We start from the raw sequence: 20,422 nt of genomic DNA on the forward strand, positions 1-20,422 counted from the left end.
GCAATGCAAGCAATAAAAAATCTTCAAAGTGTACTTTTCCCCGGTCCAATCATCCCACTTTATAGTTTCATAACTATCCATGCGACTCGATCCACATTTAACGCATTTTTTCATGTATCTCTCCACCCTTAAAATCATTTTGTGTAACATTTTAACATTCATAAGAAACATTTTGTAATAATTAACAGAATTTATATAATGGATAAGAAGATCCATTTTTACGCATGCTTACGGATTTTTAATTCCCAATACCCCATACCAACATAGCTGCCACTTTTAAAAGCATCGACGATCATCCCATTATTGGCCGCCGTATCGATCACTCCGCGAGCAACCTCCAAAGATTTGCAAGACACCCGGCCATTTTTCTTCAACATTTCCAACTTTCTATTGATCAGCGTTTCAGTTACCATGTAGACAACCCCCTGTTTTGTATTGGGATCCTGGAGAGCGCCAGGATCCATTTTATTATCGTTAATTTTAATGTTAATGCTAATATTAAAGGTCACCATTCCAAGCTTTCAATTATTCGTATTGATGAAAATGTATACTGGAGCCGTCGAAGTTTTTTGCAGTAAACCCATGTTTGTCCGCTAACCATTTCGGCATTTTGACTCTATATTCGGTATGCCCATCAAGTTCCCTCTTTTCTGCTTTAACCTGCGATTTTGGTAACCAAACGCCTTCCCCATCGAAGTAAGCCAAGAAAGCATTCTCTGTGATTCTTCCAATAGCATGCGGATATACGATCACTTGAGCCATTTTTTATTCTCCCCTCATTATTAATTTTATTATTAATATTAATATTAATTAGCAGGCCGGAGAACCGGCCCTTTTTTAAAGATCCAGGAATTCAGCAGGAGTCCACATTCTAAGCGTTGGGAACTTCCCAACCTCCACCCAGTATTCATACCCTTGATCTTCATCTCCCCGGCAGTCCAGGATCACCGCTGCCTTGCCGCGTGTCTTTTTTGATAGTCCAGGTAAATCTTTAAAACGTGTCTTAACCCTAACTTTTTCCATTTTTATTTTCCCCTTTCCTTTGAACTGTCTGTATATTAACGTACTATCACCACACATACAAGTAGTATTTACAATAAAATTAACTATTTTTTTAACATAAAAATTAACAATAAAATTAATAAAAATACTAATCGAACAAAAAACAAACTGAATATTTTACGTTTGAAATGTATAGATTAGTATATACTTTTAATTGAAGGAGTGGTAAAATGAATGCGAACAATGAAAAAGAGGTGTTCCAATTGACTGCAAAAGTCCAAAAGTGGGGAAACAGTTTGGGCGTTCGCATCCCTCAAAAGATAGCAAACAAAATCGGATTTTTCGATGGATCAGAAATTAAAATGATTGTTGAGGATCAAGCTGTTATTTTGAAAAGAGCATCGGAAAAGCCAACGCTTGAAGAACTGCTGTCCGGAATAACAGAAGAAAATAGACATGATGAAATTGAATTCGGAACAGCAGGAAGTGAATTGATATGATGTTTCCTAAACGTGGTGATTTGGTTTACTTGAATTTCAATCCCCAGGCCGGCCATGAACAGGCAGGAAAGCGTCCTGCCTTGGTCATATCGCCTGAACCTTTCAATAGAGCAACAGGATTTGCAGTCGTTTGTCCAATTACCGGACAAGTAAAAGGTTATCCGTTTGAAATCGTTTTACCAGATGGGCTGCCGATCTATGGAGCGATACTGACAGATCAGATCAAAAGCCTTGATTGGAGAGCAAGGGGTTTAACGATAGAAGGAGAAGCGCCACAGAAGATCGTCCAGGAATGCCTGGACAAAATACATACCTTTTTGACATGACCGATTTTTCTAATTTTAGTTATTGCTACCATTTTTTAAATAGAGTATAGTTATAGACAAAGAGAAAAGCCGGTGCGCCAACACCGACTTTCCAAGGGAATCAAAACCAATTAAATAACCAAAAACTCTACCCGGAGTTTGGTTTAAACATTATTTTGTTACTGCTATTATACCCGAAAAAGGGTGTAATATGCAATAACAGAATCCATTCGGTTTTGGTTCCCTTCAAAATAAGATATTTTGGAGGGATTTTTTATGCAAATCGCATCAGCCGACTACAACGCTATGAAACAACTAAAAACATTTGAAAATAAGGAAGAACTCAATAACGCCATACGCTCGTTCCTTTACCATCACAAGCACGAACTCATGCCAGCTGCAGCATTAACACTAAAAACTATATCGCGATTCGCAATCAAGATTCCAGGCGTCTGCTGGACTAAAATAGCAACATTGGCCGATTTGGTAGGAAAGGCAGCCAGAACGATCCACCGAGCGCTTAAGCAGCTGGAGGAACTAGGAGCCATTAAGCGCCTTAAGACCATCAGAAAAAAAGGTGGATACGGCCACACGGTGATAGTGATAAACAAGCAACCTGACCTTTCTCTCCCAGAGCATGTCACATCGGATGTCACACCGGAAATGTCACATCGGGAAGAACCGACAAAAGCAGACATACCAACGGACGAGCCGCCAAAAAATGAACACGAAACTAAGATCTTTAAAACTAAATCTTTTAGAGAAAAGAATAATAACGATATACGTAAGCCGGATCCTGAAAAAATAGAAATGGATAAATCATTTGTTGACAAGCGAGTACCAAAAGAATTCGTAGATCTAGCAAAGTACGGATTCAACGCAATCGAGATTGATAACCTGTGGAACCGGGTGCGCATCGCCAAAGAGAAAATCAACTATACACTCACAAATGAAACAGCCATCGCCATTGATGCCCTTAAGCAAACCATCAAGCAATATAAGAAAAGAGCCATTCGTAAGGACATCGGAGCTTATTTTTACACAACGGTAAAGAACATGCTGCAAAATGACCAGGATGAATATGAGAGAGAGTTGGCCGCGGAACAAAGACGCCAGGCCATTAGACAGAATAACAGCATTTTATTTTATGACTGGCTAAACGAATAGGAGTGGGGAAAATGACAAGAGTAATCGCTGTTAGCACCAACAAGGGTGGCGTATTAAAAACGTCGATCACCACAAACCTGGCCGGAGTGTATTCTCTTGAGGGGAAAAAGGTTTTGATCATCGATACGGACAACCAGGGGAATGCTGCGCTTTCTTTCGGATTGAATCCGGACAATTTCGACAGCACGATCTATGACGTTTTAGTGGATGGTCTGCCGCCGAACCAGGCCATTGTCAACGCATATGAAAATATAGATCTTATGCCATGCAACGATGATATGGCTTTCTTTGAGTTTGACATTTTGACCAAGATCAACCAGTACCCTCAACCGTTCCAGTTAATGAGAAAGCACCTGGAGCCGATTCTAAGCAATTACGATGTGGTCTTGATTGATACCCCTCCTAACCTTGGGTTAACCCAGGGCAACGTCTTAAGCTTTGCTGACCACGTGCTAATCCCGTTTCAGCCAGAAAGCTACAGCATGCGATCATTGGTAAAAATTTTAAAGGCCATCGATGATTTTAAAGAACGTTTCAATCAGGGCCTAAGTGTGCTAGGAGTAGTAGCCACTTTGGTGGATCGCCGCACCTATCTCCATAGCCAGATCCTGCAGGAGTGTCGCGCGTATTGCATAAACAATGGCATAACCCTCTTTGATACAATTATACCGAGGACAGTGCGGTTTGCTTCGAGTGTCGCGATGGATGGACTACCTGCTACACTTACGGACCGGAACAACCCGCTTATAGCCTCTTACTTTGAATTGGCAAAGGAGATGGACGCTGATGGCTAGAAAGAAAAGAACGATCGCAGGTTTTGATGACGTCGCTAATCGCAACATTAATGATAGCGATGACGATAAAATTAATATTAATAATAACACCAATGTTAACGATAATTTAAGTGATAAAGAAAACGATAATATTGATCCGCTTGATCAGGTTCTCAAGGAAAACAAAAAGAAAGACAAAACGCATATCTTAAAAGGAATTTATTTTGAAAAAGAAGTTGCCGCTGCCATTGACCGACTCGGCCGACAAGGTGGAAGAGGAATCAAATCACAGATCGTGAATGAAGCTGTAAAGAAAGTATTCAAAGAAAAAGGCTGGATGGAATGACAAACGAATCCGCAAAAACAAGTGTTCCCGCTCTGAAATGGCCAGGATTTGATTTTTTCAACCAGTCGATACCTATTGGTCATGAAAACGTAAAAACCCCTAAAATCGCGTGTAAACGACTTTTAAGGCGATAAAAAAGTTTTTAATCAAAAAAATGTGTTAAAATAACAACCATTGTGGTAAACTAGTAATGAAAACAAGATCGTGCTAAAACACGATACGCTATCCAATTGGAATAAGAAAAACTCCGGGAAATGGTCAGCCCGGAGTTTTTTCATGTTTAAAATAAAAAAGATTGCATATAATAAAAGCACCGAAAGCCAACAGCAACATCCCCGGTTCTGAGTGAAGGGTACGGTAAGGCGATGGTCAGTCGCCCCAGGATGAAACCGCCTGGCTTCGGTGCATAGATGCAATCAGCTGTTAATCGTTACGATTGAACAGCCAAAACAAGATCCTAATTGTGCCAAGAACACGCAATGCATAGTCCCAAGCTGTCGCCAGCTTGGACTTTTGCTTTTTCTCTTCGCTATCCAATTGGTTCCCTCCCTTCACAGGACGAACCGACCGCAATCTATATTTTAACAGAAAAATCCGGGTTGCCCCGGAAAATCTCACTATATATTGATTTTATTTCATACTTTCTTCCATTCTGTCATTTCCTCTCGGCTCAGATCATGCCCAGAGGTTTTTTTATGCCACAATTCAGCCATCAGATTATAAACTGTCCACATGCCCATTCCCCCCTTTCCTTTTAGGTTAGTAAAATATTATTCAAAAGGAGAACAAAAATAGTCAAAATACCGAAATTAGTACGCAAAAAGAATAATTCACATTGCCAACAGGGTTATCCACAGGTTTTTATACATCAGCGCGACACCGCTGTGAAGAACATAAGCGACATAAGATAGATTATCGGTAGCAAAAAAAATCCCAGGCGTAAAACCATTGGTACGCCTGGTGATTGATGTAATTTAAAAGTCAGTGTCTCATTTAGCGACAAACTTAAATTTTGTGTAAAGTCGCAGAACGAATACTCTAATTATTTTATCGTGTCTAATTCCGTCATGGAATCTACTGCATCTACTTTTTCGCCATTGGCATAGTGAGAATAACCTTTAAGATTTCCTTCTTTATTATTTAGTATAATATCCAGATCGTTAAGAATGTATAGAACGTACTTAATGGATGTATCTAATCTATTAATGGATTCCTTCGGTACGTCTTGACCAGAATTTATTGCATCGATTTTTTTAGTGTATTCTTCCTCGATGATTAAAGATAACCTTCCCAAGTTTTTAAAATCTTTACTAAGACTATCGTCAACTTCACCGGTTAATTCAGACAAAGAAGTAGCCAAAGCCATTGATTCCAAGTATTGGTTATATTCTTTATCATGGCCGCTTTCCTTCGATTTATCTGAAACGTCTTCCCTCATCGTTTTATTAAATGTAGAAACAAGCTCTTTTATATCCTTATTGACTTCTTTTTTGACTGTTTCATCAATTTTTAATTTTGGTTGTTGTTCTTTTACCGGAGAGCAACCACTTATAAAAACGAGAAAAATAGAGCTAAAAATGATAAAGTGTTTTTTCAAAATTGTCACCACCGATCTATTTATAGCTTAAAATAGATTCGGAAAAAATTCCATATAAAATAAAAAACCGGACCTACAAAAAGGCCAGGTTTTAATTGAACCATAATCCCTTAACTGTAGCATGTATTACACTATTCGCTTGTTATCGCCTTACTAAGAATGGACCGGAACGATTAATATAAGTTTTTCCACAGTTGCGGCAACCTATGTTGATATATACGGTAATTCGATAGTTACCAGCTGGTTTTCCCTTTAACATGAAACGTTTAGTTGGAATGCTTCGCTTAAAATGTCCCGTCCACTGTTGCATTGTCAACCAAACACGTCCATTGTAGCGTTCAATAACTAGATTGTAGTAGTATGTGTACGTAAAACTCTGTTCAATACACCATCCACTTATATCTACAGACGTTGCTCTCGCAGAATAAACATTTGCATCTGTAGCAAAAATTACCTCAGCAAGGTACCTACCACTAGGGGAATATTTCAACATAGTTTCAGCCATAAAAAAACGACTCCTTTTTATTTTTTTGAAAAAAGTCTTCCTAGAAGGAAGCTCTAGGCTATTAAACCAAGTTACATACTTGCTTACTCTCTCCACGAGGGCCGTACTAACTTATAACGGCCCCTGTACTTGGCGCGGCATAAATGTTTACTTTTCCAAAATCAGAGGTTTGGATTGTGTAAACATCTTTTTGAGGATTGGCCAGTATGTCGTACGTGAGTCCGCCAAACTTAGCCGGATTTAAAAATCCTTTTTCATTGCCTTTTCGCGGCGCTTTGTTCAGTGGATAAACTCGCCAACTAGATGCGGATGCGGGTAGATAGAGTTTCTTCTTGGATGACCCGCCGCCCGGCAACTTTATCGTTTGTCCAATTCGAATCAAATTTGCATTTTTAATGCCGTTAAGGTTTTGGAGCACTTTGATAGTAGTACCGTATTTTTTAGCTATGCCACTGAGAGTGTCTCCTTTTTTAACCTTATAAGTCTTGGTGCGAGATGAAACAGATGTACCAATAAATTTCAATGGGTCCACTGCATTTGTTTTATTGATGTTCCACCGGCCACGGTGAACCTCAAAATGCAAATGCTGGCCTGTACTATGGCCGGTATTTCCCATGATCCCGATGATTTGACCGCGCTTCACCTTTTGACCGACACTCACCCTGCGAGATCCAGCACGCATATGAGCATAAACCGTTTCCCAGGTTTGACCGTTGATGGAATGAACGATCATCACGCATTCACCGTAGCTGGCAGAGCGATAGGAGCGAGAAACAGTCCCATCAGCCGCTGCAAAAACCTGGTGGGTTCCTGGATCCGCTATATCCAGTCCATGATGATCCCGGCGATGGCTTGGTCTAAAATGAGACGTGATGCGCTTTGTAGTGGTAGGCCACAAAAACATTGACTTCACCCCCTTTCAATAAAAAAGAGCAATGTATGAACGTTACTCCTTTTCAACGATGTTTTTCCCACTCGAATATAAACCAACTGCTGCTAATCCAAGAGCTATTCCGACGAGAGTTGCCGCCGCAAGATTGTCAGGATGTACGTAAACAATACCTGCCAGGATTCCAAGTATTAAAGACACAACAGGCGAGTACTTTTTAGGCATCCCTAAACTTTTTCCGATTTCAACTAACCCCAAAATAATAGGAATTAAAACAATTCCATACGCTTCAAGTTCAAACATCAGATTCACCCCCTTTCAAGTAAATAAAAAACGATTACCTTTTAACCGGCAATCGTTCTTTAACTTCTTTAAGTTCTTTTGTAATATCGTCATATTTCTCTGTCATGGCTTGTAAAAGATCTTGATACTTTATTTCTCGCCCTTCACTGTTTTTTAATTGGTACCAAAAAAGCCACACAAAAAGGACCGCGAACGGCCCTTGTGCAAGAAAATAATTTGTTATATTTGCCATATCAAAAGTATCCACCAGCACACCTACTTTCATTTTAAATCAGGGAGATAATTAAATATCAAGGGATCTTCTTGTCCCATTGTCCACATCGCTACCCCTCTACATCCGTATTTATAAAGCATTTTAATTGTTTCCACAAAACCGATAAAATCGCTGTTATATGCAACCGAAAATCCTTGAGCATCTCCCACAAAAAACTTGGTAAACCAAATACCAGCATCGACCATTCGAACCCTGATATTCTTTTGCCCCGTCCAGGACTGAACCTTAGCAAGCGGCAGGTTGTTGTAATCTTCATCCCACTCAGTACCCTTTGGCTCGGTTTCTCCAATATCAACACCTGAATAGGTTAAATATCCAAAATCGTCATAAGGAATACGATTATTATTTTTATCGAATCTTTCAACTTCACCATATTTGTGGACTTGACCATGAATTTCAACTTCCAATTTTTCTAAGGGTTCATAACGGTCCGTGGTAGATACATTAAAGAGGGATAAAACAACTGTCCCGCTTTCAACATAAACACCGTGTGCGCTTTTGGAAGCAGCATTGGAAAGGCTTATACCTTTTAAATATTCTTGCCTACCTACACGGATATAAGCCTTATTATTGTGAACCGTGGCATAAACGCTAACTGTTTGGCCTTTTAAACTGATCAGCGAATCCGACATCCAGGCCGAGGCGATTTCCTCAAACCCGCCTTTGCCATCCTCGTAAGCCAAAACGACCTTATTTTGTCGATAATCTAACAATGCCAAATAACCTTTTTTGGCGTTGCCTTCTTCATCGGCACAAAGCCTTATCCCTGCTTTAGGATAGGTACCGCTGACAGCAATATCCGCCCGCACTTCAACATTACAGGAAAGCGGATGATACAAAACTAATTGATTGGACGTTCCAGCATTTGCACCTGATTTAACCCGACCATCATTTTGTAAAATCCAGTCTCCATTGCTAAATCCAATTTTTCTAATTCCTTGATCATCGGTACAGGCATAGGCCTTTTCTTTTTCATAGTAAACTTTATTGCTACCCGATTCCCAATGATCTTGAATCCGCATGTAATAAGGCAGCGATATTATATTAAATTTATCAGGTTCCTCATTACTCAAATGGTGGCTAAAAATATCTTCAAAAATAATGGCCGGTCTCGGTGGTCTCCTTAATAGTTCTCCTGTTAATACCATTTCCTTGGGTATTTCCGTCTTGACAGGTTTTCCATTACTATTACGCTTGTAATATGGAGCTAAATAGCTGGCAAATTCGACAGTCCCGCCTTTAAAGTTTTGATCAAAATCCTCACAGACAACAAATCCCCAAATATATCCCGTACTCGGGCCGATTGTAATTGTATTTGATGTACTAAAATTAAATGTTCCTACTTCTAACCATGCATATTGATCAACATAAAACGGCCACCAATCTTCAAGTTTATTTCCCCCAATAGTAAAATTACTGCCATTCAGGGAACAATTAATCTGGTTATTTGTGAATGTATTGAAGTGGACAAGTGCTATTAACTTGTATTTTCCAGCTTGTTCTAAACCAAAATCAAACCTAATTAAACCATTTTTACCACTATCATCTGAAGCGGGCACGCAGGATTCGGTATTTTCATCGTATTGGTAACGTGCCTTATTTGCTCGATAGGCCCCTGGAAAATGATAGGTTTTTCCCAAATATTTTTCCGGGATTTCTATTCCATTGCTGGAATAGAGAGCATCAACGTGGCCGCTGTGTTTAAGTTTATTTGCAACACTTTTGATGCCCGTGAATATGGGCTGTTGGCTTTTAAAATAGCTAGTTATCAGATCTTGACCAGCAAAAGATGTTTTATTTATACGCCCTTCAACTGGTTTAGCGTATTCCACTAAAAATTTATCATACAGATGGGGGTACGTAACCTGATAGCCCGAACCGGCATCATTAAAACCCGTAATCGGCAACCAAGACTGGTCATGCCAAATCCATTTCCCTTGATCCTGTTCGCCATGGTTATGGACATACATACCATTTTGCCACATCACCAATTGATGATAAGTAACTGCATTCCCAGGCTGTTGTGCATCTAAACCCCATCTTCTACCGTATCCAGCGTTTCCAATCCAGGTTTTTTCAGTTGGTAAGGAATCCTTAACATGTTCTAATACATCTTTCAACCACCATAATGGTGTAGAAGGACCTGGAGCCGAATAAGCATAGGTAAAATCATATGTCATAAGTTGAAATTCATCAATTGCTTGGTTTCCGTTTTTATCCCTAACAGCAGCAAGCGTTTTATAATCATGCCATCCGTAATAGTGTGGGTTAAAATCACCTGTCATGGCATACATATTGACCCTTAGTTTCATCCCTAAAGGTATGCAGACTTCATCTTTAATTCTTTTTAAAAAATTTGCATAAACAGTCCAATCATTTCCATCTGCATAACCCTCGACTCCTTTACTCGGGTCCTCTCTAAGATAGTAAATAGGCTCACCGTCTTGTAACGTGTAAGTTTTTTCAAAGTCAATTTCGATTGTAACGACATTCGGCCAACGCTCCCGGTATAATTCAGCGATCTTTTTTACTTGTCGGATAAACGTATTTTGCACTGTCTCCCTATTCAAATGTAAAATTCGATCAACCTTTTGTCCAAAACAGATAAACTGCAAGGCATATTCAATATCGGGATAGTTTTCCATCAGATATTGTAATGAAGTCGGAACCCAACTTTGAATGGCTGTTTCATCAGCATTTAAAACGGGATAACCATCCTCCCATTTCCTGTCATTATTATTGTTGGATATTCTAAAGTTATAAATGGTTCCGTCAATCCAGACACCAAATTCGTGCATTCCAAATGATGTAATTTTATCATGATACATTTCATACATATGGAAAAAATTTCGGTTTGTATCTCCCCACGTTTTGATTCCGTCAGGATCAACTATTTTCCATTCTCCATCAATTTTTTGAATGTACCTGTCAAATACAAGGCTTGAAGGTACATTCAGTGACCAACTCATGAATTTCATATTTTACTCACGCCCCAAGTCCACTGCTTGAACTCCGCTATTCCATGGAAGCCAATTCCCGCATCAACCATATAGATTAAATTGCCTGTTTGCTCTTTTTTCATAAATTGAATATTTATTCTTGTGGCACCTACCGGGAGCAACATAAACCTTTGTCGATTTCTATAATAGACGGGTTTAATTCCGTCATAATCGCTTGACTGGCCAACATTAAATTTTTGCACACCCAAGCCAATGACTTTTCCATTTACACTTGCTCTTTGTTTAGCGGCACTCAGTATGATTTCATCACCTATTTTCCCCCCGGGGAAACAAAATTCCCTTGTATAACGGTAATTGAGTGGGTTTTTTTCAAGCGTTTCATCTGTGTATGTTCTGTCATACTGATTTTCAATAAAACCACCATAAAAGGACGTAATTCTAAGGAAATCATAATCATTTTTTGGATATAGCGTTAAATCCAGCCCTGTTGTTAAAATAGGAATTCTGTAATCCTCATGGTAAACATTTGGTATCGTGATCGTTTCGAATCCTCTACCCATAACATTAAAAAAACGTTCTTCCAAATGGAAAAATGTTTGCGGCTGATCCCCTAAATAAACATTTTCATATGTTGTTGCATTATGGGATTCATCAATATTAAATCTTGTCAATTCCAAAATGTCTTGAGTAGCAGGAATTTCACCAGTTGCCTGCATTCCTTCTTGCAATTGAATATCCGTTATTCTGATATTGCCTTTGTCAACATTTTCCGCACTTATATTTAATTCAATGCTTTTTACTTTTTTTGAGCTGTAATGCTTAAAAGTGGTTAAATATCGGGTAAATTCATCTTTATCCATCATGTGACCACCTGATTTCAGTTGGGTGGTAAACCCAAACAGTTGAGATTCTACCGCCCTGTAGCATGAAATCAGTAATATTGGCAGTGCCTTTTTGAACATCATCAATTACCAAAGCAACTTCAATTGATTCAACGCCTTTACTTGGATTTTGCACTTTGATTGTCTTATTATATTCCGAAAAAAATATCATTAACTTTCACCTTCAATCAGAGGGATAAAGACGGGATCATCTTCTGTACCATCTTCATATTTGATAGTTACATATACCCCAACTTTCCCATTAGGTCCAAGTTGGATATTATCCGTACTGGCTCTAAAACTGATAGAGTATTCATCACGATGAGATGGATAAACAACCTGCTTTAGCTCTTTTTTTCTCCCCGGTTCCCCCACTGCTTTAAAGGAAGAGTTGCCGCTATACCCATTCATTGGATCAATTTCCCATCCTGTATTCTGCCAATAAGAAAAACCGTCGTCAGCCCTTGAGTTTAAAAGCAAGTTGAAAACACTCAAATTCAGCATGTCGTCACGTTGGACAGCATCCTCAGATTGTAAAAAGCTGTCTCCTTCCTGAATCCCTGTTAGGAGGCTACTCATTGTAGGCCTGGGATTTTCTAGCTCAATTTCAGTGTCCCAAGGTCTTTTTACGTTATAGCGCCATTTCATGATACGTTTACGTTCATTCAGATCAAGTTCAGTGTCGTACACCCATACACTATCACCAAGATTAAAGCTTTCATGACTTAATCCTGTCAACGCTGATAAATCCGCTAATTTAATAATGTATGAGCCTACTGGCTTACTTAAAACGTCAAGGGCGTACAATCCCCTTTCATACAAGTGGTATGGGTTTGTGAAGCGTTCGTCTTTTGTCACTCGAACGTACTTTTCTTTCGTATATTGATAGTTTTCGATATACTCTAATCCTTTAGGATGGGCATCTTTAATAGAAAGATTTTCTTTGCCGTACAAATAAAGTTTTGTGGTCAATTCCTCTGTACTGTATTCAGCATCAATCTCTTCCATGTTTTTTCGATATACGATTGAAGCACCTGAATCTTTTCCGATAGGTTTTATAAAATGAACTAAATTATTAGCTGTATCAAAGTCTAGTTCACCATCAAAGACTTTAGGAAGCTCACGTAAAGCCTTTATACGATTAACGAAACTTTCTTCCAAGTCAAGGTTCCGTCTTTGATCGATTTCAACCCTTCCAACGTTCCAGTCAGTTTCATCTAACATGTCATATAACATTTCTGCCGGAGTAGCATTTTCCCACTTCCAAACTTTCATAGGTTCGGAACGTTGCAGATCATACCAAGTGGCTTCACAATAGACTTGTATTTCAAAAGTGCTTGCTGAACGGATTTTATTAATACGCCGAACGATATAACGTTTGTCTGCTATTTGGACATAATTTTCATTCTGAATATATTCTTTTTTTGGATCAGTAAAGGGTAAGCTGAAGGTTAGTGTATCAATGCTGTTGATTTCCTGCTCCAAAATAGGTTCGTCTGCATTCTCTAATACTCCCAACCTTTCACCTTTTCTGTTAAAAACCATCAATTGGGCCCTGGCTAGGGGAATACGTTCTTTATCTGCGCTGAATGATCGACTATTGTATTTTACTTTTTCCAGTTGATTGTATATTTCTGATTGGTTATATTTCAGCATCATTTATTCCCTCATTCCGTTACAAGCCAAGGAGAACAATAATACGTCCTTTTAAAAGGTTCGATACCGCTAGGAAATGTACTCGGCATGTTTCCAAATGGAATGTTAGTTGCACGATAACCGCCCGCTGTTGTATGAGGATTAGGTCTTTCTGCTAATTCCCTTATGAATGTTTCAGCATTAAACCTGTTTATTTGGATGACGCTTCCTTCTTCCAATCCATTCCAGTTAGCGTTGTTTCCATCATGACGAGCAATCCAGTATAGACCTGGGGGAATAGTTTCATCTATTTCCGCGTATCCCCATTTTTCTGGTTCAACAGTAATAATGGGGCTTTGAAAAATTAATTCCCCCGGATATAGATGGCCGTTATCTTTATACAAACCGATACGGACCCTCGCATTAGTCCCTGAACCTAGCATAATGCCTGCGCGTTTAAACGTGGTTTGAACCGATAATGGGAACGGAAAGGCGTCTAATGTATTTGCATATACAAGAACCCTGAATGCAGGATAATGAGTGAATGGATTATAAACAAGTGTTCCATCTTCTCCCCTGATCACAGGATGGTAGTCACGCCTTTGATGGGATAAATATGTGCCGGGTAAAAAAAAATACGGAGCCACACCGCCCAAAATGTTATAATTATCGGGAAGTTCGCCCCCGCCGCCGCCAATATTTTCAATTTCATCCCTTATTTCACTTATTTCAGCATTAATATCATTAATCGTTTTGGACTCACTAACAATATGCGTAAAGTCTGCTGTGATAACATCATTTGCGCTCTGCTGTCTTTCAAATACAACAACACCATAGGCAGGTTGAATTATATATTCGTTGGCGGGTATTTCTTGGCCGTTTCTATAAACAATAGGCGCAGGATTGTTTAACCAGTTTCTTACACTTCCCTCATAAATTCTGTAGCGCAAAGCAGGATCATCCTGATCTATTACTGGCCTCAACCTGTGATTGGTAGCCGTGGCCACTTGTAAATTTAAAACTTCTTGCAGCTTATTTATATCATGTTGTAATCCTGAAATGTGAGCAGACAGTATAGATTCGCTGGATAAGTCCTTGTAAGGTGTTTTGGCCACTTTTTTCACGCCCCCTTATGTCCATCTGCTTTTTGAATGAACCTTTATTTCTGAAACTGTTGCATCACCAACAGTAGCCACTTTTATATTGTTGCTTCCCATTTCAAAATAGGGAAAGGTCATTGAATCAATATCATTATTTGCTGAACGCTTTTTCCCATCAGTTTGCAAGATATACGATGTGATATATTTGCTGTCAAAGACTAATATTTCACCGCTGGATAGTTTCCCGTCAAAAGTGATTTTTGCATTGTCGGTTTCTACAGTGATAGCTCCCAAAGCATTTGTGCCTTTGATTTCAATGATTGGCAATGATTCTGTATTTCCTTTATTTCGGACAATGGAATAGGTTCCAGGAGCTTTGAATGTGAAAATTTCATCCTCAATTGCATAATAAAAAGGATCCGGACAAAAGAAGTTTAAATCACCTTGCCCAATTGATAAAACTTCTTCCATTTCGGTTGTATCTTGAATAATTCCTTCAATGAACATATTCGGCTCGTCACTAAACACAATCGGCTTAGGCTCACGCTTATTCAACTTACCTGATAGAAAACGAATCCTTTCACGATAATTTATGGCTGTCTCTTCTATTACCGTAATTGATACAGGAAGAATGATAGGCTCATGCTGTTTTTGGAAGAAATATGCTCCATCACGCCCCAAAATAGTTTTAGTTGCCAAGGACTGAGGGGGAAGTATTGGCCGTTTAATGTCGTTTACGGTTAAATACGGACTAAAGTTAAAATTATCGTAGTTTAACATTTAAAAACCCCCTTCTGCCCTTGTCCTGTCACTTCTTTTCCTTCCGAGTTCCCTGTCCATATAAGGTGCTGTTACTCTTGCAATTTCCCTACCTTCTAAAACGACTGGAATAATGATTTCTTTCGAGCCGCCACCGCTTACCGGCTCCATAAAGTCGGAGTTATCCTGATAAAGTTGTGAATGCGATCTGCCAGCTTCCCTGGCATATCTCATGCTGACATCATGAGGGATCACCTGGGTGCCGGATGGGAGCATGACCAGCTCACCCCGGCCACCCTCGTTGATTCTTGCGAATCCTCCTGCCCAATCATCCGTCCCCCTGGCAAGTTGAGGAATCTTGGAAATGCTGACACCAGGAATCTTGTTGATTAAACCAATGGCTGCGTTTATTCCTTCGATAACGCCATTTACAAATCCCTTCACCTGGCTAACAAGCGTCTCAACTGCACCTTGAATTCCATCGAACACCCCGCTCACAAAGCCCGTTAGACCATCCCAGGCATTTCTTATACCATCAAATACGCCCGAAATGACAGAACTCACTTTATCCATGATGCGAGTTGCGATACTAAAGATTTTGCTGAAAACACGAGACACAACGCTACTTAAAGTGCTGATGACACTAGAAATAGTCCGGATTACCCCCGTTATGGTGTTTAGCACATTTCTAAAAACCTTAGATATAACGCTGAACACCGTGCTAAAAACCCCCGACACGAAAGTTATAATTGGAGTTATAGCACTAAAAATGTTCTTGATAACTCCGGCTATAAAAGTGACTATCGGCGCAATAATGCTAATGATCGTCGAAATCACCATGGCCACAAAGGAGATAATTGGTGTAATGGCTGCGATGATATTTGCCAGCACATCGACGACTACAGATAGCACCGCCATAATCACAGGAATGATCGCGTCAAAAACTGCAATCACTGCTTCAATTATTGCAATGAGGGCTGGAGCCACTGCTTGAACGATGTTCATAATCGTTTCAATTAGCATCGTTAAAACAGGCAACAAAGCACCAATTAATACCGATACCAACGGCGCTACTTTAGAGATAATCCCAGCTATGGTTTCAACCAAAGACATAACAACTGGAAGTAATTGCATGAATACATCGATCAAAATCGGAATGACCGCCATTGCAATCTCCATGATGGTTGTTCCCAGGTTCACGACGATTGGTAAAAGTGCGCTAATGACATTCATTACCATAGGAATTACTGCTGCCGCTAGTTGACCTAAAGATTCCCCTAGCAACGTCAGTAAAGGCATTGCCATTGAAGCGATCTCACTGAATCCAGTCGCTATTTGTGGGCCAAACTCGGACAGAACAAGCATTGCGATTTTAAGTACCGGATTAAAGCCAAGGAACAGTGCAGACAGAGTATTTACCTGGCCTCCAGCGCCTTGAAATCCGTCTACGATGCTTGAAACAAATTGGCCTATTGCTTCTACAACAGTTGTAATGACGTTTCCGATCGTTTCAAAGATACTAAGCAATTTTCCGCCAATTTCACTTGCAAAGGTCTGCACTCCTTCAACTGCCCCGGTCCACATATTCTGCAGGATTGGCAGGACGACAGATACAACATTAGAGACAACCTCCTGGATTGATTGGAAGGCCCCAAACACTTTCCCGCGGAATTCTTCACTTGTTGCCATCGCTACACCAAACACAACAGCCAGCGCCGTTATTCCGGCGACAACCAGGCCAATAGGACTAAGTAACAGCGATGCAAAACTAATTAAAGATCCGAAACCAGAAGTTAAGGTTCCAACGATTTTTAAAGCTGGGCCAATTCCAACCATGAACCCAGCACCGATGGCGATTGCTTTTAAAACTAACCCTTGCATCGATGGCGATAATTCATCAAACTTCGCTTTTAATTCCCCCGCCTTGGTCAAAAAGGCGTTAAAAGCCTCACCGAACTTCACCCCAAGATCGGCCGCCTTATCCTCTACAACCCCTAATCGTTCATTAAAATCAGCGAGTAAAGGTTTCATCGTAGAGAAGAAACCGCCGCCTTTTCCACCGGCATCAAGAAAGTTGGCCCCTATCCTTGCCACAGAAGCCCAAATGTTAGCGATCGCCGCGGTGAATGATTCTTGTCCCATGATTTTCGCCGCTCCGCCAATATTCTTTTCAATCGCGTTCAGGAACATTTCAGAGGAAATTTTTCCTTCCGATGCCATATCCCTGATAGCTTCCGCTGTAGTGCCAGCTTCTTCTGCCAACCATTGATAGATTGGCAATCCTCGGTCAGCAAGCATATTCAGATCGCCGGTATAAGCTCGTTGTGCTGTTTGGACTTTGTTAAAAATAGCACCCATCTCGTCCATTCCTGCTCCAGCAATCGCCGCGGCATCCCCGGTTAATGAAAGATACCTCGTCAACTCTTTACCAGGCTTAATCCCAGCCGCAACAGCACTGGCCGCAGTTGTCGCCGCTTCATCTAATCCGTATGATGTGCCTTTGACCGATTCGAGGGCTGAATTCATGATATTTTCAACACTACCTGCATCATGACCTAACCCTTTAAGTTTTGCTTTGGCAGTATCAATTCCAACTAACCGATTAAAACCTTTTACAAGCGTTACACCGGTCAAAGCACTCGTTGCTCCAACCGCCGGAATGGTTATGCTTCGTGTTAATTTATCTCCTACGCCACTTATTGATTTGCCAATTGAAGAAAACCGATTTCCGACAGAGGAAACTTTATTTTGTAGATTTGCCAGGGAAGCCTGGGCTCTTTGAAATCCAGCCTGGAACCCTTTAGCATCCGCTATTAATTTCGCTGTAAGAGTGTAGTCTGCCATTTAGTCACCTACTTTCCGTTCCGGCTTCTTCAAACCCGATTCCTTATAAATCCGGTCAACCCAGGACTTTCCTTCTTTTTCTTCAATTTCATGGATAACTTGGATCGCGTTATGGTTATATTCCTTGTCCGCTTTGGCCTGTTTTTTCTTGTAGAGATCGATAAATTTTTTGTTCTTCTTTCTGAAAGCGTTGTTTACCGCGTTCAAAACAGCGTTTCTGATATGGGTCATCTCATTGACAAGTTTTGTTTCATAAGCCTTGTAGATGAATGCTTTTTCCAAATCGGTTAATTCGTTGTAATCCCTTTTGGTGAAACCGAAATTGACAACAAAAAAAGCAAGATCTCGTTCATACGAATAAGACCTTGCTAACTCCGCTAATTCTTTTTGCTTGTTCGTTCTAGGCTCAACCTGATCCGTATCGAAAAATTCATATTCGACAAGATCTATCGGAACAAAAAACCCAAGTCTTCCTGGAGCTTGGTGACAACTGCGGCATTCAAATCGCCAAAACCATTCTCCTCCAAAAGTTTTTGGAAGATTTCCTGGGCCTTTTTCCCTTTGACAGTTTGCTCCTGGGTTACATTGTACAACCCGACCGAGAACAGTCCTTCCAGCAGGTGAAAGGACAAAATTCCCTTTCCATGGCTTAATTCAGCCATTAAGGATACCTTATACATATTTTCTAGGTTTTTAATCTTTTGCATGTTGAACCTTAATTCCAATACATCTCCATCTACTTCAAACATAAGACATTCTCCTTTCTAATTTAAGCACCTTCTGGTTGTTCTGGTTTTTCTTTTTCTCCTGGCATTAGGCCGCCATCTTGATCAGACAAATCAACTAATGGTCCATTTCCTTCCAGGCTGATAGAATACGTCACTGCATCATCATAAGGAGCCTCGATCGGATAATCGGTCACGATGGCGATGCCGCCAAACATGGCCTCTTTTGTTTTTTGGTTAACCACCTTCAGGCAAACAAACTCATCATCATGAAACGCCTTATTGAGCGCTTTGTGTGACTCGTCATCACCGACATACAGCCCATCATTATCAATGGACCATTCCTTCATACCGCCGATTTTGGCTTTCCAGCCGCCCTTTGTATCTTTAGATGTAACCTCAATAGAATCTTTTGAACGGTTAATGGTAAGCCCCTGCTGGCCAGCCACCGCCAAAAGTTTATCTCCTGTGCTGTTAAAGACTGCCAGGAGGATATCCTTACCAGCTACAGCCTTCGTCGCCGTACCGGAAAAATCACAGTAAAGATTGTTTTCAAAAGCCATTACTCAATCACTCCTCATATTTTTATTTTAAAGCCATACGAGATCCTAAACAGGAAACCCAGGACCGCATGACGCTCCCTTGTTTCCGGTTCAATGTAGTTTGACACCAGGCCGCTTTCTACCTGTCCCCAAAGCTCATAACCTTCAGGGAGCCGGATATACTCCGTTAAGGCTTCATCGACCGCCTGGATATTTTTGTAGTGTGGAACACTACTCCCAGGAGGGGAAAGGATATGGACATGAACGATATATTCATGAACAAACATGGTCTTTGTATTTCTAGGCCTGGAATTAACAAAGTCCAGGTACGTAAAAGGCGCTTTTTGCTTTTTTGGAATATCATCCAAGCACTTTAAATTCGTGCCCTCATGGATCCTGTCCTGAATTGGCTTATGAAGATCCAACAGGTTAAGTTTTTTCAGCATTTACTTTTTCCTCATTTCTTCCACCAGATCATTTTTAAAAATTGGCTGCTGAATGTTCACGTTGGCCCTCAGATAATACTGACCAGGCACATAGCCGCCGCTTCTTGTTCTGTGGCCATATTCAACATGTGGAGCATAATCCTTCGTATAACCGAACGTATCCCCTTCGGCATTGACAGTGGCGCTTAGACGCAATTCCCCGGTATCCCTTGGTGTTCCACCACTTGATGGACTGGACGAAGAAACCGCCCGATTCCGCAATTCCAGAATGTTTTTCCGTTCCACCTTTTTAAAATTGGTCTCACTTTTTCTTTTCAGAGCATTGGCCAAAGGTTCGATTCCCATCCATTCATACCGAATCATGGAGAATCAGCCTTCACGTGACACAAGCGCCAACGCTGGAAGTCTTTCTTTACCTCCAGAAGGGAATAGGTCTCCCCGTCTACTTCGACGCGCTGTGCTTGATTTATGACGATCCTGGGAGCATCAGTTAAAAGCTTCCGCTGGTTTTTCGTGACTTCACGATCTAAAAGGGCAATTTCTTCAATGGACCATTGAGAAATCACCCCTTTATACAAACCAATCAGCACAGGCTCCACGATTGGATTATTCAATTCATCCCGGCCTACTTCTTCCAGGGAAAACAGTTTAATAGGTTTCATTCTCATAGGAATCGCACCTTTGCCCGATCTGCGTCCTCTTCATCCTTCAACAAATTCCTGAATTCCTCTAATTCGCCCGCATAGGGCTGCAACAGATCATTCACAAACTTAACGGAAAACACGTCCACACGCTCTTCTGCCACGCCATCGTGGTTCATTTGGTGTCGGTTATACATGGCAGTGACGATCTCTACACCAATCGACTCC

The 20,422-nt window shown here is 40.5% G+C and carries 27 protein-coding genes; 5 read left to right on the top strand and 22 right to left on the bottom strand.

Features of this window, described 5'->3' with window-relative positions; all coding sequences use genetic code 11:
• Positions 1 to 218: 218 nt before the first annotated feature.
• From JOC94_RS20020 to JOC94_RS20030, 3 genes are all read right to left on the bottom strand, one after another.
• Positions 219 to 413: a hypothetical protein gene (locus JOC94_RS20020; protein ID WP_205180179.1), complete on the bottom strand. Its 195-nt coding sequence runs from the start codon at positions 411 to 413 to the stop codon at positions 219 to 221.
• A gap of 112 nt (positions 414 to 525) precedes the next feature.
• The gene (locus JOC94_RS20025) at positions 526 to 762 is read right to left on the bottom strand and encodes a hypothetical protein (protein WP_205180181.1); all 237 of its coding nucleotides are present in this window, start codon (positions 760 to 762) and stop codon (positions 526 to 528) included.
• Between the two features lie 75 nt (positions 763 to 837).
• Positions 838 to 1,023 (bottom strand): hypothetical protein, encoded by a 186-nt coding sequence (locus tag JOC94_RS20030; protein WP_205180182.1) that lies wholly within the window; start codon positions 1,021 to 1,023, stop codon positions 838 to 840.
• A gap of 209 nt (positions 1,024 to 1,232) precedes the next feature.
• Here JOC94_RS20030 and JOC94_RS20035 point away from each other — a divergent pair, with 209 nt between their 5' ends.
• The 5 genes from JOC94_RS20035 (at position 1,233) to JOC94_RS20055 (ending at position 4,093) form a co-directional block, all read left to right on the top strand.
• Positions 1,233 to 1,502 (top strand): AbrB/MazE/SpoVT family DNA-binding domain-containing protein, encoded by a 270-nt coding sequence (locus tag JOC94_RS20035; protein ID WP_205180186.1) that lies wholly within the window; start codon positions 1,233 to 1,235, stop codon positions 1,500 to 1,502.
• The gene (locus tag JOC94_RS20040; RefSeq protein WP_205180188.1) at positions 1,499 to 1,828 is read left to right on the top strand and encodes a type II toxin-antitoxin system PemK/MazF family toxin; all 330 of its coding nucleotides are present in this window, start codon (positions 1,499 to 1,501) and stop codon (positions 1,826 to 1,828) included. Before JOC94_RS20035 ends, JOC94_RS20040 begins: the two co-directional genes overlap by 4 nt.
• Positions 1,829 to 2,083: 255 nt before the next feature.
• The gene (locus JOC94_RS20045) at positions 2,084 to 2,974 is read left to right on the top strand and encodes a helix-turn-helix domain-containing protein (protein WP_205180190.1); all 891 of its coding nucleotides are present in this window, start codon (positions 2,084 to 2,086) and stop codon (positions 2,972 to 2,974) included.
• 11 nt (positions 2,975 to 2,985) lie between these two features.
• The gene (locus JOC94_RS20050; RefSeq protein WP_205180192.1) at positions 2,986 to 3,768 is read left to right on the top strand and encodes a ParA family protein; all 783 of its coding nucleotides are present in this window, start codon (positions 2,986 to 2,988) and stop codon (positions 3,766 to 3,768) included.
• Positions 3,761 to 4,093 carry a hypothetical protein gene (locus JOC94_RS20055; RefSeq protein WP_205180194.1) on the top strand — a complete coding sequence of 111 codons (333 nt, stop codon included), beginning with the start codon at positions 3,761 to 3,763 and terminating at the stop codon, positions 4,091 to 4,093. The genes JOC94_RS20050 and JOC94_RS20055 overlap by 8 nt, the downstream gene beginning before the upstream one ends.
• A 1,042-nt stretch (positions 4,094 to 5,135) precedes the next feature.
• Here the strand turns inward: JOC94_RS20055 and JOC94_RS20060 are convergent.
• The 19 genes from JOC94_RS20060 to JOC94_RS20150 form a co-directional block, all read right to left on the bottom strand.
• Positions 5,136 to 5,690: a hypothetical protein gene (locus JOC94_RS20060; protein ID WP_205180196.1), complete on the bottom strand. Its 555-nt coding sequence runs from the start codon at positions 5,688 to 5,690 to the stop codon at positions 5,136 to 5,138.
• A 142-nt stretch (positions 5,691 to 5,832) separates the two neighbouring features.
• On the bottom strand, positions 5,833 to 6,195 hold the full coding sequence (locus tag JOC94_RS20065) for a hypothetical protein (RefSeq protein ID WP_205180199.1): 363 nt from the start codon (positions 6,193 to 6,195) through the stop codon (positions 5,833 to 5,835).
• Positions 6,196 to 6,301: 106 nt separating this feature from the next.
• Entirely contained in the window at positions 6,302 to 7,099 is a 798-nt protein-coding gene (locus JOC94_RS20070) for a M23 family metallopeptidase (protein WP_205180200.1), read from the bottom strand.
• Positions 7,100 to 7,141: 42 nt separating this feature from the next.
• Positions 7,142 to 7,387, bottom strand: coding sequence for a hypothetical protein (locus tag JOC94_RS20075; protein WP_205180202.1), 246 nt, complete (start codon positions 7,385 to 7,387; stop codon positions 7,142 to 7,144).
• 34 nt (positions 7,388 to 7,421) lie between these two features.
• Positions 7,422 to 7,634, bottom strand: coding sequence for a BhlA/UviB family holin-like peptide (locus tag JOC94_RS20080; protein WP_328799817.1), 213 nt, complete (start codon positions 7,632 to 7,634; stop codon positions 7,422 to 7,424).
• 14 nt (positions 7,635 to 7,648) lie between these two features.
• Positions 7,649 to 10,639 (bottom strand): glycoside hydrolase family 18 protein, encoded by a 2,991-nt coding sequence (locus JOC94_RS20085; protein ID WP_205180204.1) that lies wholly within the window; start codon positions 10,637 to 10,639, stop codon positions 7,649 to 7,651.
• Entirely contained in the window at positions 10,636 to 11,484 is an 849-nt protein-coding gene (locus tag JOC94_RS20090) for a hypothetical protein (RefSeq protein WP_205180206.1), read from the bottom strand. Before JOC94_RS20090 ends, JOC94_RS20085 begins: the two co-directional genes overlap by 4 nt.
• Positions 11,474 to 11,674 carry a hypothetical protein gene (locus JOC94_RS20095; RefSeq protein ID WP_205180208.1) on the bottom strand — a complete coding sequence of 67 codons (201 nt, stop codon included), beginning with the start codon at positions 11,672 to 11,674 and terminating at the stop codon, positions 11,474 to 11,476. The genes JOC94_RS20090 and JOC94_RS20095 overlap by 11 nt, the downstream gene beginning before the upstream one ends.
• The gene (locus JOC94_RS20100; protein ID WP_236017165.1) at positions 11,674 to 13,161 is read right to left on the bottom strand and encodes a phage tail spike protein; all 1,488 of its coding nucleotides are present in this window, start codon (positions 13,159 to 13,161) and stop codon (positions 11,674 to 11,676) included. Before JOC94_RS20100 ends, JOC94_RS20095 begins: the two co-directional genes overlap by 1 nt.
• An 8-nt stretch (positions 13,162 to 13,169) precedes the next feature.
• Positions 13,170 to 14,252, bottom strand: a complete 1,083-nt coding sequence (locus tag JOC94_RS20105; protein ID WP_205180211.1) for a hypothetical protein — start codon at positions 14,250 to 14,252, stop codon at positions 13,170 to 13,172.
• 15 nt (positions 14,253 to 14,267) lie between these two features.
• Positions 14,268 to 15,017, bottom strand: a complete 750-nt coding sequence (locus JOC94_RS20110) for a distal tail protein Dit (RefSeq protein WP_205180213.1) — start codon at positions 15,015 to 15,017, stop codon at positions 14,268 to 14,270.
• On the bottom strand, positions 15,018 to 17,840 hold the full coding sequence (locus tag JOC94_RS20115) for a tape measure protein (RefSeq protein ID WP_205180215.1): 2,823 nt from the start codon (positions 17,838 to 17,840) through the stop codon (positions 15,018 to 15,020). It abuts the gene before it with no gap.
• Complete coding sequence (locus JOC94_RS20120) at positions 17,841 to 18,122, bottom strand: phenylalanine racemase (RefSeq protein WP_205180217.1); 282 nt, start codon at positions 18,120 to 18,122, stop codon at positions 17,841 to 17,843.
• A gap of 164 nt (positions 18,123 to 18,286) precedes the next feature.
• Positions 18,287 to 18,589, bottom strand: coding sequence for a segregation and condensation protein B (locus JOC94_RS20125; protein WP_205180219.1), 303 nt, complete (start codon positions 18,587 to 18,589; stop codon positions 18,287 to 18,289).
• Between the two features lie 20 nt (positions 18,590 to 18,609).
• A complete protein-coding gene (locus JOC94_RS20130) occupies positions 18,610 to 19,128 on the bottom strand; it encodes a phage major tail protein, TP901-1 family (RefSeq protein WP_205180230.1) in 519 nt (172 codons plus the stop codon).
• A gap of 14 nt (positions 19,129 to 19,142) precedes the next feature.
• Positions 19,143 to 19,553, bottom strand: coding sequence for a DUF5072 family protein (locus JOC94_RS20135; RefSeq protein ID WP_205180231.1), 411 nt, complete (start codon positions 19,551 to 19,553; stop codon positions 19,143 to 19,145).
• Entirely contained in the window at positions 19,554 to 19,916 is a 363-nt protein-coding gene (locus tag JOC94_RS20140; protein WP_205180232.1) for a hypothetical protein, read from the bottom strand.
• Positions 19,913 to 20,221: a hypothetical protein gene (locus JOC94_RS20145; protein WP_205180233.1), complete on the bottom strand. Its 309-nt coding sequence runs from the start codon at positions 20,219 to 20,221 to the stop codon at positions 19,913 to 19,915. Before JOC94_RS20145 ends, JOC94_RS20140 begins: the two co-directional genes overlap by 4 nt.
• Positions 20,218 to 20,422, bottom strand: a 205-nt coding sequence (locus tag JOC94_RS20150; protein ID WP_408021940.1) for a hypothetical protein, incomplete at its 5' end; no start/stop codon positions are given. The genes JOC94_RS20150 and JOC94_RS20145, both read right to left, overlap by 4 nt.

The organism is Siminovitchia thermophila (assembly GCF_016909185.1).
Classification (GTDB): domain Bacteria; phylum Bacillota; class Bacilli; order Bacillales; family Bacillaceae_C; genus Siminovitchia; species Siminovitchia thermophila.